The sequence below is a fragment of the Amycolatopsis azurea DSM 43854 genome, from assembly GCF_001995215.1.
GTDB classification, from domain to species: Bacteria; Actinomycetota; Actinomycetes; order Mycobacteriales; family Pseudonocardiaceae; genus Amycolatopsis; species Amycolatopsis azurea.
Genome location: NZ_MUXN01000002.1, coordinates 572,568 through 589,394 on the forward strand (window position 1 = coordinate 572,568; position 16,827 = coordinate 589,394).

The following is a 16,827-nucleotide window of genomic DNA, read 5'->3' on the forward strand; positions in this document are numbered from 1 at the left end:
TGTCACCGGACCTACTTGAAGATCACTTTGAACACGTCGCCGTCGAGGATGCGGTCCCAGCCGTAGAACACGCTGATCCCGTTGCCCGCGATGCTGTTCTCCGTATCCGGCACCGGCTTCGCCGAATATTGCCCGAACGGGGCGCCGTACTGGGAAGCCGCCGCGCCTTCCGCGGTGGTCTGGAACGGGAATTCGTCGCAGTTCTCGCCCGTTCCGGAGCCATGTCCGGGGAAGTACACATTGCAGGTGATCTTCGCCTGACCGTTGTTCGCGCCGCGCCGGACGCCGTCGTAATAGATGCGGTGCAACTCACTGGGGATCTGCTTTCCGCGCACCTCCGGTTTGGTCGAGCCGGGATTGTTGAGCGCCTGCCAGATGTGTTCCGACACCTGCGGGAATCCCGGTTCCGACCGGAACAGCTGAAGCCGTGGCAGTACGCGGTCGAAAATCGCGCCGTGACCGTATTGCGTTCCCTTGTGATAGATGTACTGCGCCGAATCGAAGCGGAATCCGCCCTCCATCACGTACCGCTTCACCGGGCCGGGCCAGAACGGAGGGAACGGCATGTGGTGCACGGCCAGCCGGTGCACGCCGATCGCCTTGTCGTCAGGTTGTGCCGGGTTGCCGGAGCCCACCGGTGAGGTGAGCACGAACGACATCTGGCCACCGTTCCATTCGGCGACGGTGCGTTCCTGGGTTCGGCCGGTCTGGTCGCGGCACGAGTTCGCGGTCGGCCAGCCCCCGCACTCCATCTCGAACGCGAGTTTCACGGCCAGTGCTGACGGCGCGCCCGGCACCTGGACCTCGACCTTGACCTCATCGACGAAAACGTCGAACTCGATCCTGCGACCGGCCGTCGGATCGTTCGCGACCGCCCCTCTTCCCACGGTGATCAGGCGATAGTAGACCTTCGACACCGTCTTGTTGGCAGGCAACTCGATCAGGGAGATGTCGCGGTCCTCGGATATGTGACAGTAGGCATAATGGTTCTTGATCCACCCCGTCGGCTTGACGGCGTCATTACGATGGGCGAGACATTCCCCGCGATCGGTGTAGTCCGGGTTGATCGGTGATTTGGTCGTCGCGTCGGACACATACTTCGCGAGTGGCGTTTCGTAGAACTGCTGTGCTCCGGTACCTTTCCAGTCGGTTTCCTCGATGTCGAGCCGATATGCGGGCTCGGTAGCAGGCTGGGCCGCCGCCGGCGTCACCACGGCCAGCAAGGACGCGCCCACGACGAGCAGCAGCGGAAATCTTTTTGACACCAAACTGTTCACCCCTCAGAAAAATTTCGAAACGACTGACCCTTAGTCGCTTCTTTCAGTTCTAAACCTGCGGGCAACGACGGGCAAGACCGCCATTCGGCCGCTTTTCCTGGTAGCTTCGGCATCATGGAGCCGGTCCGGGTGAAAGAAGACGAGGTAAGAGTCGAGTATGGCCAGTTCTTCGTCACCGACGAAGCGGGCTGGGATGACATACCGGTGACCGCGGAAACCGTGGGGACCATGCCCGGGGGAGCCGTGATCCGCGCGGAAGACGGGGTCAAGCGCGTGCGGCTGGAGTTCTGGGGAGAGCCGCTCGGCGAGCCTGCGGCGGTGTTCGAGACCTCGACCGGCCGAGTGCGGCTGCTCAGTGGAGGGCAGGAGCCGTCGTCGCGCGGCCAAGTGCTCGAACTCGATGGGCCGGGCGGCTACGGGTTCGACGTCGAGCGGCGGCGCGACGACCATGTGCTGCGCTGGTGGAAAGAGCGGAGTTCGTGAGGCGGTGGTCCACCCGGTTCGGCCAGGTGGACCACCGCAGCCGCGAGGTCGTCGAGTCCGGGCGACTAATCGGTGGCGTTGATCGCCGCGCCGTCGTAGAGGACCGTTCCGGCGGAGTCGTAGACCCGGACCTCGACCTGCGCCATTTCCCTGCGCCCGTCCGCCAGGAGCCTTTCGAACTCGGCGCGGCCTTCGTCGGACCCGGAGTCGTGCGCTTCGAGCCTCCCTCTCGCATCGCGCAGGCTGACCATGTCCACGGCTATTTCCGCGGCGAAGGTACCGTCCACGACGTCTGCCTCGGCCACCGTCCGGCCGGCGACCAGTTCCAAGCGGGCCGCTTCAGGGGCGAGGGCCCCGAGCAGCCGAACTGTGTCACCGTTGAAGGCGGGCCGCCATCGCCAGACCGAATACGGGCGCTGCGTGAAATCCCGGTCGTGACCTTCGGGCGCCAGGTTCAGCCATGTTCCCAGGCCGCTCGCGAGATTGCAGATTCCGTCGGCACCGTTGTCGTTGTAGGCGAGGAGCGCTCCGTGCTCCGCGGTGGCTCCGACCCTGGCGCCGGGATGCCATCCCCGGGTGGGAGGCTTTGTGTGACCCCGCGCGGCTTTTTCCTCCAGGGTCGTGGTGAGAGCGGATTCGAGCTGTTCGGCCGGTGATGTCACTGCGTGCTGTTCTCCTTCTTTTGGGGCAGTGGTTGCACTCTGACTGCTGGTCGAGGTGGGCGCATCGGGGAGATTCCCTGAGTTCCGATGATCGGCATCGTGGTCTTGAGTAAGCGCTTACCTGCTGTGGCCGTGGGGACTGCTGGGGTGTCCGGTTCGCAATTAGTCGGCTAATTGCGGACTGGTGCTTAGTGCTCACTCTTTGGTGGGGGCCTGGGAGATTTTTCGGTGACTTAAAATTACGAACACATGTTCGATTTGTTCGGGTACTATGAAGAGGTGTCCGAGACTGTTCTTCCCGAGTTGCCGCAGGAGTTGTGGCGTGCCGGCAAGCTGGAGCTTGCGCATGGCGTGCAGCAGTTCTTGCAGGTGATGCGGGTGGCGTCCGCCGGGTTGGGGCGGTATCTGGCGGAGATCGAGTCCCGGGGCGTCAAGGACTTGTTCGGGTATGGCACGACGATCAGATGGTTTGCCGATGTGGCGGGGCTTTCCTTCAAGGAGGCGCGGCCGGTGGTGAATCAGGCGATTGCGTTGAACCCGACCCGTGCCCTAGACGGCACCGAAGTCCCCGCGGTCGCGCCTACTACGGGTGCTGTGGCGGCGGAAGGGTTGGTCGGGGTCGAGCGGATCCAGCAGATTCTGGAGATTCTCGCGAAGCTCCCTGCTGACACGTCGGTTGAGGATCGGGAGAGTGCGGAGAAGATCCTCGGCAACCTGGCCCGGGACGCGGGTCCCCGGCAACTGGCGGACGCGGAGGCGAACCTGCTCGCCTGGCTCGACCCGGACGGGAACGAGCCGAAGGATCCTGAGCCGAAAGAGCCGCGCCGCGAAGTCACCTTGGAACGCCGCAAGGACGGCTTCTGGAAGCTGACCGGCCTGTTGGATGACGAGCTGGGCGCTCGGACCGCCGCCGCCCTGGAGGCCTATGCGAAGCCCCGCCCGGTGGACGAGTTCGGCCAGGCTGACCTGCGCATGAAGTGCGAACGCCTGGGCGACGCGTGGGCTGAACTTCTCGATCTGGCCATCGCCTGCCCGGATCAACCCGGCACCAGCGGGTATCGGACCTTGGTGCACGTCACCATCGGTCTGGACGAACTCAAGACCGGCATCGGCAAAGCGTGCCTGGACTTCGTCGGAACGGTGACCGCTCGCGAGGCGCGGATGGCCGCCTGCGACTGCCTGATGCTCCCGGTCGTGATGAACGCCGCCGGGGAGCCACTGGATGTGGGACGGCTACGGCGGTTCGTCACCCCAGGTCAGCGCCGCGCCTTGAACATCCGCGATCGTGGCTGCGCGTTCCCCGGATGTCATCGAAGACCGAAGAATTGTCACGCTCACCATATTCATCACTGGGCAGACGGGGGACTTACCGATCTCCGGAACCTCGTCCTTCTCTGTTCCTTCCATCATCGGCTGATCCACCACGGAGACTGGCAAGTCCGCATGGCCGCCGACGGGTTACCCGAGTTCATCCCACCCCAGTACTTGGACCCGCTACGCAGATCCCGGCGCAACACTCACGCATGACCCGAGGAGCCCGCCAGCCACACCCGGCGACGGGCCCCTCGGCATGCCCGAAGCACCCAGAACCGGGTCAACGCCTGGTGTGGCATCAGTGCTGTCGGGGCGTACCTCAACGGCCTCGATCTTCCACGTTCGAACCAAAGCGCCGGCGCTCACCGTGGACCAAACTTCCGATGCTGCGAAGGTGGCTTTCACGTGAGATCCATTCCGGATCACGCGAGTCAGGCCTTCGCTCACCTTGAGGGCCGGACACGACGCCACCGCTGCCATACCCTCAATAACCCGAATCGCCACTCACGACCCGCTGCCCCTCAAGGAGACGGTCCCGCACCCGCGTGAGCTGGGCCGGGGTCGCTCCGCCCTTGAGCAAGTAGGCCCGCACACCGCCATGACGGTCATCCAGGTGAGCCAGCGTCCGGAGGATGGTGTCGCCGTCGCAGCCAGCCGTGAGTGCGTAGTCCGCGGCGATCGACGCAGGTGGCACGCCCGCGACGCTCAGCGCGAGCGCCACGAGTACCCCTGTCCGGTCCCGTCCGGCGCTGCAATGCACCGCGAGCGGGCCGGGCGGTGCGTCAGCCAGCAGGGCGAAGACCGCGGTGATGCGACGCTGGTTGTCGTCGGACATGGTCCGGTAGGCGTCCGGCATGGTGGTGCCTTGCTCCGCCAGTTCGGCGATCAGTGGCTCGTTGCGGTACGCGGGATCATCGGCGAACGGGCTGGGGGCCTGCGCCGTTTCCCGCGCCCATCGGAGGTCCAGTATCCGGCTGATCCCCAGCGCGCGAACCGCCGCGATCCCGTCGGCGGTCAGCTGACTGTGACTGTCCGACCGGAGAAGCGCGCCCGAACGGATCCGCCCACCGGCGGACGTCGGCAGGCCGCCGACGTCACGGCTGTTGGGGCAGCCTCCCCAGTCCAGCCTCAAGCCGACCCCTCACCGACCGCTCAGCAGAACGATCTGATCCCCCCTGACCGAACCCGTCCGAACATACGCCACCAGCCCGGCCAGCGCGGCCGAGCCCGCGGCGCCCGCCACCGTGCCCTGACGCGCCAGCATGGCCTGAGCGGCAAGGAGTTCGTCGTCGGCCACGGCGTGCACGGCGCCGCCGGAGGCGTCGATCGCGGCGAGTGCGTCAGGTCCGTGGAGGGCGTGCCAGTTCACCAGGGGCTCGTTGTGCTCCGTCGTGACGACGGCGTCGCGAGGCAGCACCTGGTACAGCCCTGGCCAGCTCGTCACGATCGGGTTGTTGCCGGGGGAGCCGACGCCGTGCAGGGCCACCGGCCAGCCGAGCGCACGCAGCCGCCGGTGGGCCGCGACGATCGTCGTGCCGTTGCCGACCGGGATCCACAGCGACGCCGGTGCGGGGCCCAGCTCGTGATACAGGGAATCGATGACGTGGCCGTGTCCTTCGAAGATCACGTCCTTGTACGGTCCGTCGACGTTGCCGTCCATCGCCCCCTCCGAGACGGCCAGGCGATGCGACGCGCCGACGGCGTCCTCGTAGCCTCCTGGCACGAAGTGGACGTCGGCGCCGGTCGCGGCGGCGAAGGCGCCACTGTCGCCCCAGTCGGCTGGGAGGACGACGGTGCAGCGCACGCCTGCCGTCGCGCAGGCGGTCGCCATCGCCCGCCCGTAGCTGCCACATGAGCCCACGACGACCCGATCGTGGCCATCGGCGACGGCGCGGGCCACGATCGCGCGGGCGGCGGGTTCCTTGTGGCTGCCGGAGGGGTAGTGGGTCTCGTCCGCGAGGAACACGCGGACGCCCGGCAGCAGGTCGTCCGAGGGAGCGAGACTGGAAGTCCGAGGCAGCACGGAACCGTTCCCCTTCACCGTTTGTGGGCAGCGAGCAGTTCGTCGGCCTCGCGCTGCAGGTCGTCGCGCGTGCCGATGTTCGCGGGCGGTACGGCGTCGGGCAGCTCGTCTTCGATCAGCCGTAGCCGCGCGGTGAACCAGCCGCGGATCGCCCATCCCAGCTGTAACAGTCCACTGAGGACGATCAGCAGCGCGAGACCGCGGCCCGGCGAGTCCAGCAGGGGCTGGACGAACCGTTCGGCCAGCGGCCCGACGACGAGGTAGCCCAGCGGCATCGTCAGCATCATCAGGGTGATGAACAGGGACAGCACCCTGCCCTGCAGTTCGAGGTTGACCTTGCCCTGGATGATCGCGATCCAGTGACCGTCGGCGAGCGATTCGCCGAAGCCGACGAGGAACATGCCGGCGATGATCAGCGCGGGCGACGTCGTCACCCCGACGAGGATCATCGCGACGCTGCCGATGCCCATCGCGATGAGCATCCCGTGGCTGCGCCGGGTCGTCCCACCCCAAAGTCCCATCACGACGCTGCCGGTGAGCCCACCGACACCGCTCGCGCCCAGCGCCACGCCGAGCACCGACGCGGGCTGCTCCACCAGCAGCATCGGCGTGATCACGGCGAAGCCCAGCGTGTAGAAGACGTGGTCGATGACGAAGAAGCGGAGAGCGGCCCGCAGGCCGGGACGGCGGGTGATGAACTGCCAGCCGTTGCGAATCTCGGTGCGGAAGTTCTCTTCGCGCCGCCGGAACAACAGGTTCGGGAAGCGGACGAACACCAGCGTCAGCGCACCGGCGGCGAAGGTGCCCATGTCGACGAGCAGGACGCCGCTGATCCCGATCGGGCCGATCAGCGCGGCGCCGAGCATCGGGGAGAACACCATCCCGACGCCGACCCCGAGCTGTCCGATACCGCTCGCATGACCGAGATAGCGCTTCGGCACCAGCTGGGCGACCGCCGCGAGGTACGCGGGCCGCTGGAACGCGCCCGCTATCGACGTCACCGTCACGGCCAGGTAGACGTGCCAGAGGTGCAACCCGTCCGACAGCATCAGGAACGCCAGCGCCGCCATCGAGAGGCCCGCCATGCTGTCGCTCACCAGCATGACCTTGCGCCGGTCCCAGCGGTCGGCGACGGCGCCGGCGAGCGGCCCGGCCAGGATGCCGGGTAGGAGCCCGATCGCGCTGACCGTGGCGAACGCCGTGATCGAGCCGGTCTGCTGGAGCACCCAGATGCTCAGCACCAGGGTGCTCAACCCGCTGCCGACCATCGACAGGAGCTGCCCGAACGCGACGACCGCGAACTTGCGCAGATCGGGTTCCGCGCTCGTCATTGGCGCCGGCTCCGCGGTGACAGGCCTCCCGGAGACGAACCCGGCCAGCGCCTCGGCGAGCGGCTCGGCGTGGCTCTTGAGGAAGAAGTGCCCGGCTCGCGGCAGGACGGCGAGGCCGACGTCGCCTTCGGTGAAGTGCCGCCATTCCTGACGGCGTTCCCGATAATGCTCGGTGACCCGGTCACGCGCGCCGACGACGGTGAGCACCGGCGCCTTCAGCGGCTCGAAAGTCCCTCGGTACGCGGCGGTGAAGTACTCCTCCGCGTCACGCGCGTCGTGCCGGACGTTGCGCAGCACGAAGGCCTTCTGCCCGTCGTCGTCGAGGTCGGTGAAGCCACCGCGCGCCCGGAGATAGGCGAGGTACTCGCGATCGGAGGTGAACCGGTCAACCGGGACGTGCCGGTAGATCCAGTCGAAGACGCGACCCGGCAGCCGCGCGGTGGGGAACCCGGCGCCGAGGGCGACACCGGCCACGGGCAGACCGGCGGCTTCGGCCTTTCGTGCGACCTCCACGGTGAGCGCGACGCCGAGGCAGTGTCCATAAAGGAGGATCGGGCCTTCGATCGACCGCAGTTCTTCGACGATACGGCCGGAGACGACGGCGATCGGCTCCAGCTCCTCCTCGGGTCTGGACCGATCGTGGCCGGGCAGTTCCGCCGCGTGGAGCGCCCAGCCGGACGGCAGCGCGTCGGCGAGCGGCTGGTAGGCGACGGCACTGCCGCCGGAGTAGGGCACCGCGACGACCGTGTGTCCGCCGACGGCCGCGTCCGTCGCGGTCAGGCGGTGCAGGAGCCGGCGGCCGGTGTCCGAACGCGAATCGAGGTGCGCGGCCAGCCGCCGGATGGTGGCGTGCTGGTACAGCTCGACGAGGCTGGGGGAGGGCTCGATCCGCCGGACCACCTTGAGCGCGGCGAAGGAATCCCCGCCGAGGGCGAAAAAGCTGTCGTCGATGCCGGGATCGGTGACCCCGAGGACGTCCGACCACGCCGCCGCGATCCGTCTTTCGGTGTCGGTCCGCGCCCTCGCCCCGGTGAGACTCGGGCCGTTGCCTGAAGGCGCGGGCAAGGCACGTCGATCCAGTTTCCCGTTGGGTGACAACGGAAGAGCGGACAGGGTGAGGATCCGCGCGGGGACCATCTGTGGCGGCAGGCCTGCCGCGAGCGTCTCACGGTAGACGGCCTCGTCGGCCTCCGACCCGTCGCGGGTCACGACGTAACCGACGAGCTGCGCGCCATGGGGAGCGGCGGCGCAGGCCACCACCTCGGGCAGCGCGCCCAGCGCGGCCTCGACCTCGCCGAGCTCGATCCGGTGGCCGTTGACCTTGACCTGGTCGTCGAGCCTGCCGAGGAAATCGACCGTACCGTCGAGCTGGAACCGGGCCGAGTCGCCGGTGCGGTACATCCGGGCACCGGGGGAGAACGGATCCGGAACGAATCGGTCCCCGGTCAGCTCCGGCCGCTCGTGATAGCCGGGGACGACACCGAGACCACCCAGGTACAGCTCGCCGACGACGCCCGCGGGCACCGGCTGACCGTACGAATCCAGGATGTAGACCCGGTTGTTCGGGAAAGGCCGTCCGATGGGCAACGGCGCGTCGTCGGCGAGATGGTCGACGGAGCCTTCGAAACAGACGTTGTCGACGGTGACCTCGGTGACGCCGTAGGAGTTGACGACGCGGTTGTCCGGCCCGACGAGACGCCGCGCGAGCCGGAACTCCTTGACGTGCCACTTCTCGCCGCCACCGATGAGCAGGTGGACGAACCCGAGATCCTGCCCGCTGCTTTCGGTGTGATCGAGCAGCGCACGCAGCACCGCGGGTACGAGTTCGGTGCAGTCGACCCGCTCGGTCTTCATCAACGCGAGGAGAGCGGCGGGATCGAGCAGGGTCTCGCGGGGCACGACGACCAGACGGCCGCCGCTGAGATGCGCCCGCAAGGTCTCGCCGACGAACATGTCGAACGAGAAACTGGCCGCCTGGAGATAGGTCCATTCAGGACGGAGCCGGTAGGCCTGCTGCCACATTCCCGCCGCGTGGACCAGGTTCCCGTGGTTGACGACGACGCCCTTGGGCCTGCCCGTGGACCCCGAGGTGTAGATGACGTACGCGGGATCGTCCGCCGAGGTGACCGGCGGCAGGCCGGTGTCGTCGTCGGGGAGGCTCCCGGCGAGGTAGGCCGCGTCGATGACGGCCGTCGGCGCGCTGTCGGCCAGCATGTACTCCAGGCGATCGGCGGGATAGGCCGGATCCAGCGGCACATACGCGCCGCCCGCCTTGAGCACGGCCCACATCGCGGTGAAGAGTGCCGTACCGCGCTCCAGGTTGATGGCCACCCGATGACCAGGCCGCACTCCCTCTGCGCGGAGCCGTCGCGCCAGCCGGTTGGCCCGGCGGTCGAGGTCGCCGTAGCTGATCGTGTCGCCGCCGACGGTGAGCGCGGGCGCGTCGGGCGTCGCGAGCGCGTGTCGTTCGAACAGCTGATGCACGGCGGTCGCTTCCGGTGTCGGCGCGACGACGTCGTTCCAGTCGTGCAGGACACGACGGCGCTCGACGGCGGTGAGCATCGGGAGCCGGGTGACCGGGGTGGCCGGATCCGTGGTCGCCGCGTCCAGCACGGTCAGGAGATGGTCGAGGACGGCCTCGGCCCGGGCGCCGTCGAAGAGTTCGGTGGCGTAGTCGGCGTGCAGGACGGCGCCGTCGGCGGGGAAGTCGAGCGCGATGGAGAGATCGACCATCGAGGCGGACGGCGCCAGTTCGCCGGCGTAGCGCAGGATCGGGTCACCGGGCGCCGGGGTGTTGTGCACGGTCAGCATGACCGGGCTCAGTCGCTTGACGCCGGGCCGGGCCAGCGCGGTCACCAGATCGGGCAACGCCAGCACCTGATGGTCGAGGTCGCCGAGCACGGCGTCCCGCACCCGCGTGACGAGTTCGGGGAACGACGGCTCGCCCGTCACGTCGCCGCGCAACGGCAGGACGTTCAGCGCGGGCCCGATCAGCGAAGCGAGTTCGCTCGCCGACCGCCCCGCCACCGGCGCCAGCACGGTGACGTCGGTGCGACCGGTGTAACGCCGCAGCACGACTTGCAGACCGGCCAGGACCACCATGAACAGACTCGCCCGCTGCTCACCGGCGTACGCGCGCAGCCGGTCCAGGAGAGCGGGGTCGAGCCGCCGGACGACGCGCTCGGAGGCGTACGTGCGGGCGGCAGGACGAGGCCGGTCGGCGGGCAGTTCGAGATCGAGCTCGGCGCCGTCGAACCGGTCCCGCCAGTACGAGACGAGCGGCTCGTCGGCCTTCGCTACAGCGGCCCGGGCGGCGAGGTCGGGCGCGGGAAGCGCGGGCGGGAGAGCGGCGTCGGAGTACAGCGCGGCGAGTTCTTGGCCCAGCACGCCCGCCGACCAGCCGTCGAAGGCGAGGTGATGCACGTTCAGGACGAGCTCGCGTCCGTCGAGGAACGCGTGCGCGATCGGGCCGCGCCGGAGGTCGATCCCGGCGCGATCCGGTGCGCCGAGCGTCAGCGGAACCGAAACGCCGGGCTCGATGATCATACTCGGTTCGGTGCCGTCGTCGGGGAAACGTGCTCTGAGCAGCGGATGCCGCCGTGACAGTTCGGCGAGCGCGGCGGTCAGCGCCGCGACGTCGACCTCGACGGCCCAGCGATACCGGATTCCCAAGGTGTAGACCGCAAGGCCGCACAACTGTTCGGCGATCCAGTAGTCGCGTTGCATCGGGCTCAGCGGATGCGGGACGCCCTCCGTGAGTCCCGGCAGGACGGTTTCGGCCGCCCCGGACGCACTGGAGATGACCTCGGCGAGCGCGGGGACGGTCGGATCCGCGTACCACCGGGTGAGGGTCAGCTCCGCGCCGTGCCGCAGGCGCAGGGCGGCGATGAGGCGGACCGCGTCCAGCGAATCACCGCCCAGGGAAAGGAAATCGTCGGTCGTGCCGGTGACCGCGCCGCCGAGGATCTCCTCGAACAGCGCGGCCGCGGACCTTTCGGCCGCCGAGAGCGCGCTGTCTTCGACGCGGTCGGACGGCGCCTCCGCCGCCAGCGCCTTCTTGTCGATCTTTCCTTGCGGCGTCAGCGGAAACCGGTCGTGCCGGACCAGGACGGCCGGGATGAGATGGGTGGGCAGGACGTCGCTCAGCGCGTCCCGCACGGTCGTGAGGTCGGTCGTGTCCGTGACGAGGTGCCCGATCAGCCGGGCGCGGCCGGTCCGGTCGTCGACGAGGACGACGGCGTCGGTGACGCCGTCCAGCTGCCGCAGCGCCGCCTCCACCTCGCCGGGTTCCACCCGGTGGCCCCGGATCTTGACCTGATCGTCGAGCCGGCCGAGGAACTCCAACTGCCCGTCCTCGGACCAGCGGACCCGGTCGCCCGTCCGGTACTCACGGCCCCGGTCCGGTGTGGTCACGAACCGCTCGGCGGTCAGCTCCGGCCGGTTCAGATAACCTTCGGCCACGCCGATCCCGCCGATCAGCAGCTCGCCGTCGTCGCCGATCCGGCAGGTCACGCCCGGATGCGGGGTCCCGATCGGCACCACCTCGCCGGACCACTCGGTCACGTCCGTCGCCGTGGCGCCGACCGTGGTCTCGGTCGGCCCGTAGCTGTTGAACAGCCGGGTCGCGCCGCCGACCGCGGCCTGCCAGCGGCGTACCGCGTCGGGCCGCGCGGTCTCCCCGCCGATGATCACGCACCGCATCCCCGGCGGGACGGTGGTCTCGCCGCGGTCGAGGGCCGCGACGAGTTCGTGCCAGTACGCGGTCGGCAGGTCCAGCACGGTGATCCCGAGCTCGCCGCAGCGTTCGAAGAACAGGTCGGGCCTGCTGATCATGTCGTCGTCGCGCAGGACGAGGGTGGCGCCCCGGATCAGCGTGCAGAAGATCTCCTCGACGCTGGTGTCGAAGCTCAGCGACGCGAACTGCAGGATCCGGTCGCCCTCGGCGAAGGCGAACCTGTCCGCGAACGCCGTGGTGAAGTCACGCAGCGACCGGCGGCCGATCAGGACGCCTTTCGGACGGCCCGTCGAACCCGAAGTGAAGATGACGTACGCGGGTTCGGCGTGCAGCGAGGCGCCGGACAGCGGGACGACGCCGTCGGCCGTGATCAGCGCGCTGGGCCGGGTCTCGTCGACCATCACGGCCAGCCGGGCTTCCGGATAGACCGGGTCCAAGGGCACATAGCCCGCTCCGGCCCGCAGCACCGCGAGCAGGGCCACGATCGCGTCCCGGCCACGCGGCAACCGGACGCCGACCAGGTGTCCCGGTCGTACTCCGGCTTCGGCCAGCCTGTCGGCCATCGCGGCGGCGAGGCCGACGAGGGTTTCGTAGTCGAGCCCGCCGTCGGCGTCGGCCAGCGCCACGGCACGCGGCGTCCGGACGGCCTGGCCTGCCACGGACGTCCAGACGTCGCCCTCCACTGTGGACAGTGGTGGCTCGTGAGTTCGGGTCACCGGTTCTCCTCGGTATTCACATCGACCAGTGCGTGGGGGTCCGGTCCCAGCGATGGGCGCGCAGCGCGTCGAGCAGTTCCGGCGGCAGCGGCGCGGCGCCGGACACCGCGAGGTTCGACCGCACGTGCTCGGGACGGCGCATCCCCGGGATCACCGCGGAGACAGCGGGGTGGTGCAGGATGAACCGCAGTGCCAGCTCCGGCATGGTCATGCCGTCGGGCACCAGTTCGCGCAGCGCGTCGATCCGTTCGACGGTGGGCGGCAGGTTCTCCGGTCCGAAGTAGACGGCACGCCAGTCCTCGGGCGGGAACGTGGTGCCGGCGTTCAGGTTCCCGGTCAAGGACCCCTCGTCGAACGGGACCCGCGCGATGATCGCGATGTCCTCTTCGAGCGCACGCGGGAAGAGTTCGTCCTCGGGGGCCTGGTCGAAGATGTTGTAGATGACCTGGATCGCGTCGACCAGCCCGGTGTCCAGCGCGGCGAAGCAGTTCGTCGGCTCCCAGCGGTTGACACTGATGCCGAAACCGTCGATCAGGCCTTCGTCCTTGAGCCGCGTGACGACCCGCTGCCAGCCGGGTTCGGCAGCCCAGCGGTCCTCCCAGACGTGGAACTGGAGCAGGTCGATCTTGTCGACGCCGAGGTTTTCGAGGCTCCGCTTGGTGTATTCGAGAACGTGGTCGACGGGGAAGACGTCTTCGAGCGTGTCCTGCGGACGCGGCGGCCACTCGCGGTTGAGCGGCGGAACCTTGGTGGCCAGCCGCATCTCGGCCTCGGGACGGCGGCGGCGCAGCTCGCCGAGCAGGCTCTCGGACTTGCCGCGTCCGTAGACCCAGGCGGTGTCGAAGAAGGTGCACCCCAGATCGACGGCGAGGTCGAGGGCGTCCGGCGCGATGTCGTAGTTCCAGCCGGTGAAGCCGCCGGGGCCGCCGCCGATTCCCCACATGCCGTAGCCGACTTCGCCGACCTTCCAGCCGAGCCGTCCCATGGTGCGCTGCCGCATCCGCGTCTCATTCCTCTCAAGCACTGGCGGGTTCCTTCGGCCGGGCGGCGGAAGTGGTGAACAGTGCCGGGTTGTCCTGCAACAGGTTCTCGAGTACTTCACGGGCGGCCGTCTCGTCGTCGGCCCGCCCGCCGGCACGGTGTTCGAGGATCGCGAGCAGCAGGCCCAGCTCGACGTCACCGGCCGCCGCCGCGGTCCGGAGACGGGCGAGGAAACGCAGGCAGGGCACCCGATCCGCGCCCACGGTCAGCTCGTCGAACCGCACGGTCCCCGGGCTGTAGACGTGCAGGGCACGGCCCAGCACCGTTGGATCCTGGACGGCCTCCACGACCGCCCGCGCGACCGTGTCGACCGGGCTGTAGTCCGACCGGATCGCCGCCGCGGGCACCGAATCGAGCCGCTGGAAGGCGGTGAGCAGCAGGTGGGTCAGCGCGGTCGTATTCGGGACGGCGACGTCGGTCGCGGGCATGACCTCGCCCAGCCGCAGCACCGAGACCGGGAGGTCGACGGCGGCGTGCACCAGGCGCTCGCCCGCCCATTTGGACAGGCTGTAGCCGCTCGACGGCGGTGTCACGTCAACGATGTCGATGTCTTCGGGCACCGTTTTTTCGCTGATCAGGGCGTGGTCGTACAGCACGCCGAGCGTCGAGATGTAGTGCAGGGGGATGCCGCCCGCCGCGCGGGCGAACCGGATCACCTCCGCGGTGCCCAGCACGTTGGGCTCGCGGTGCATGCGGTAGTCGTACAACAGGTTGACCATGGCGCCGGCGTGGACGACCAGGTCGCACTCTTCGGCGAGCGATCGCCACCGCGGCGCGGTCAGCCCGAATCCGGTCCGGGCGAGATCGCCCGCGACCACGGTGATCCGCGCGGCGTGGTTCTCGTGCTCCAGCCGTTGCGCGTCGAGCGCCGCCAGAACCCGGTGCCGCGCGTGGGAATCGTCGCGGCCGCGGACCAGGCAGCGCACCGTCAGGCCGGTGTTTTCGAGCAACTCGTACAGCAGCCGGGCGCCCACGAACCCCGTCGCGCCGGTCAGCAGCACCGTGCACGCCGTCCGATCCCGCTTGTCGCGCAACGGGGTCCGGACCGTGCTGAGGCTGGCGAGGTCGGCGGCGACCAGATCCGACGGGACCGGTACGCGGTCGCGTCGCGCGATCAGTTCACGCAACCCGGACGCCGTCGGGTGGTCGGCGAGGTCCCGGACCCCGACGTCCACCCCGAACAGGTCGCTCAGCTCGACCACGGCGGCGACCGCTTGCAGCGAGTTCCCGCCCGCGGCGAAGAAGTCTTCGCCGACGGCGAGATCCGGGCACCGCAAAGCGGTTCGCAGCACGGCCAGCACGGGATCGGCGCCAGGGTCGGGCACCGCTTCCGGCCGCTCGACCCGACTCGCCAGGCGGCGTCGGTCGATCTTGCCCGCGGCGGTCAGCGGAAGCTCGCCGACGACCACCCCGCGTCGCGGCAGGCTCCCCCGGGGCAGCCGACTCCGCAGGTGGGCCAGCACTTCGCGCGAGTTCGCCAGCCCGGTGGTGACGAGCACCAGTTCCTGCTCCACGACCAGTGCGACAGCCTGCTGCACGCCTGCGCAGGAGAGCGCGGCCGTCTCGATCTCGCCCGGCTCGATCCGCACCCCGCCGATCTTGATCTGGTGGTCGATCCGCCCGCCGAAGTGGAACCGGCCCTCGGCGTCGCGGTGCCCGAGGTCGCCGGTGCGGTACATCCGGCCGGACGGGGAATCGAAGAACCGTTCGGCGGTGCGGCCGGGTTCGCCGTGGTAGCCGTCGCCGACACACGCGCCGCCGATGACGATCTCGCCGGTCGCCCCCGGCGGCAGGGGACGCCCGTCGATGTCGACGACGATCGCGACGCAGTTGTCGATCGGCCGTCCCAGCGGCACGACGTCGCCGTCGCGAGCCTCCACCTCGTGGAAGATCATGCCGATGGACGCTTCGGACGGCCCGTAGGCGTTGCTGACACGCAGTCCCGGCAGCAGTTCCCGCAGGCGGTGCACGTCGAGCGGGTTGATCTGTTCGCCGCCGACCACGAGGTGCCGCAGCGAACGCAGCCTGCCGACCGTGGCGGGCCGCTGGCGCACCAGGGTCAGCAGTGCGCTCAGAACCGCGGGCACGAAGTCCGTCACGGTCACCTCGTGCGCTTCGATGAGGTCGATCGTGTGCTGCAGGTCGTGGTGGTCCCCGGTGGCCGGGACCACCGTCGCGCCGCCGGTGGTCAACGGCCAGAAGAGCTGCCAGAACGCGGAATCGAACGTGTGCCGGGTGTTCTGGAGGACCACTTCGCGGACGGCGGGCCCGCCGAACCAGCGGTCCATGAACGCCAGCCGGTTCGTCAGTCCCCGGTGGAGATTCACCGCGCACGAGGGGGTTCCGGTGGTGCCGGAGGTGTAGACGCCGTAGACGACGTCGTCCGGTCCCGGGTCGGGAAGGTCGTCGAGGGTCTCGTACTCGGCGAGGTCGACGGGGAGCGCCCGATCGCGGTGCGCGGCGGGAACGGCCGCGACGTCGGCGCACAGCACGAGAGGGGCGTCGAGCAGGTCGAGCACGTGCGCGATCCGCTCCTCGGGCCAGTGGGGATCGACTGGCACGTAACCGATTCCAGCGGTCATCGCCGCCGCCCACGACACCGGCAGCGCGAGACCGTCCGCGACGAGAACGGGGATCAGGGAGCGGCTATCCGTTGTCACGGAACGGATCCGGGCGGCCAGCGCGTCGGCGAGGACGACGAATCGCTCGTAGGTCAGCGTTCCGTCGGCGGCGTACACCGCCACGGTGTCCGGTGTGGACCGTGCGACCGCGCGGATCTGCGCCGGGACACTGCGATAGGGACCGTGGTCGACGTCGGTCTTGGCGAGCACCAGTGCTTTCGTGGCTTCGGACAGGCCGTCGAGGCGGCCGAGGTCCACCGCCGGATCTGTCAGCAGAGCGCCCAGCAGCTCGCCGTGCATCTCCGCGACGGCGGAGGCGGCGCGTTCCCAGACGTCGCCCGGCGGGCAGCGCAGCTCGACGCACAGCAGGCCGGGGGAGTCGATCCACGCGTGCGCGACCGGTCCGGCGGCCCCGTCGGCGACGTTGTGGGCGTAGACGGCGACGCCCGTGCGGCCGAACGTCGTGGCGGACAGGGTGAGGTCCCGATCCAGGCGCCGGGCCACTTCGGCGAGTGCCTTGGCGGCCGCGTCCGGCAACGGGACCTCGGGTCTGCGCGGAGCGTCACGGCGGTACTTACCCCATCCGAGGGTCATGTCGCTCAATCAAGTGAATCCAGGAATCCG

General features: G+C 69.3%; 9 protein-coding genes. 2 read left to right on the forward strand and 7 right to left on the reverse strand.

Annotated elements, in window-relative coordinates:
• Positions 1-11 precede the first annotated feature (11 nt).
• Positions 12-1,277, reverse strand: coding sequence for a NucA/NucB deoxyribonuclease domain-containing protein (locus tag B0293_RS04775; protein ID WP_039919535.1), 1,266 nt, complete (start codon positions 1,275-1,277; stop codon positions 12-14).
• Positions 1,278-1,391: 114 nt separating this feature from the next.
• Here B0293_RS04775 and B0293_RS04780 point away from each other — a divergent pair, with 114 nt between their 5' ends.
• Complete coding sequence (locus B0293_RS04780; RefSeq protein ID WP_039919534.1) at positions 1,392-1,760, forward strand: hypothetical protein; 369 nt, start codon at positions 1,392-1,394, stop codon at positions 1,758-1,760.
• Positions 1,761-1,825: 65 nt separating this feature from the next.
• Here the strand turns inward: B0293_RS04780 and B0293_RS04785 are convergent, their stop codons facing one another.
• Positions 1,826-2,422, reverse strand: a complete 597-nt coding sequence (locus B0293_RS04785) for a hypothetical protein (RefSeq protein ID WP_039919532.1) — start codon at positions 2,420-2,422, stop codon at positions 1,826-1,828.
• Between the two features lie 279 nt (positions 2,423-2,701).
• On the opposite strand from B0293_RS04785, the gene B0293_RS04790 reads away from it, so the two are divergent.
• Positions 2,702-3,949, forward strand: coding sequence for an HNH endonuclease signature motif containing protein (locus B0293_RS04790; protein WP_005162727.1), 1,248 nt, complete (start codon positions 2,702-2,704; stop codon positions 3,947-3,949).
• Between the two features lie 271 nt (positions 3,950-4,220).
• On the opposite strand, the gene B0293_RS04795 is transcribed toward B0293_RS04790, so the two are convergent.
• Genes B0293_RS04795 through B0293_RS04815 form a run of 5 tightly spaced genes read right to left on the reverse strand, consistent with a single transcriptional unit; the run spans position 4,221 to position 16,797 of the window.
• Positions 4,221-4,868 (reverse strand): tyrosine-protein phosphatase, encoded by a 648-nt coding sequence (locus B0293_RS04795; RefSeq protein WP_005162729.1) that lies wholly within the window; start codon positions 4,866-4,868, stop codon positions 4,221-4,223.
• Between the two features lie 9 nt (positions 4,869-4,877).
• Complete coding sequence (locus tag B0293_RS04800; protein ID WP_005162732.1) at positions 4,878-5,759, reverse strand: pyridoxal-phosphate dependent enzyme; 882 nt, start codon at positions 5,757-5,759, stop codon at positions 4,878-4,880.
• Positions 5,760-5,773: 14 nt separating this feature from the next.
• The gene (locus B0293_RS04805) at positions 5,774-12,541 is read right to left on the reverse strand and encodes a non-ribosomal peptide synthetase/MFS transporter (protein WP_005162733.1); all 6,768 of its coding nucleotides are present in this window, start codon (positions 12,539-12,541) and stop codon (positions 5,774-5,776) included.
• A 16-nt stretch (positions 12,542-12,557) separates the two neighbouring features.
• Positions 12,558-13,565, reverse strand: a complete 1,008-nt coding sequence (locus B0293_RS04810; protein WP_209437324.1) for an aldo/keto reductase — start codon at positions 13,563-13,565, stop codon at positions 12,558-12,560.
• Entirely contained in the window at positions 13,558-16,797 is a 3,240-nt protein-coding gene (locus B0293_RS04815; protein ID WP_005162740.1) for a non-ribosomal peptide synthetase, read from the reverse strand. The genes B0293_RS04810 and B0293_RS04815 overlap by 8 nt, the downstream gene beginning before the upstream one ends.
• Positions 16,798-16,827 lie beyond the last annotated feature (30 nt).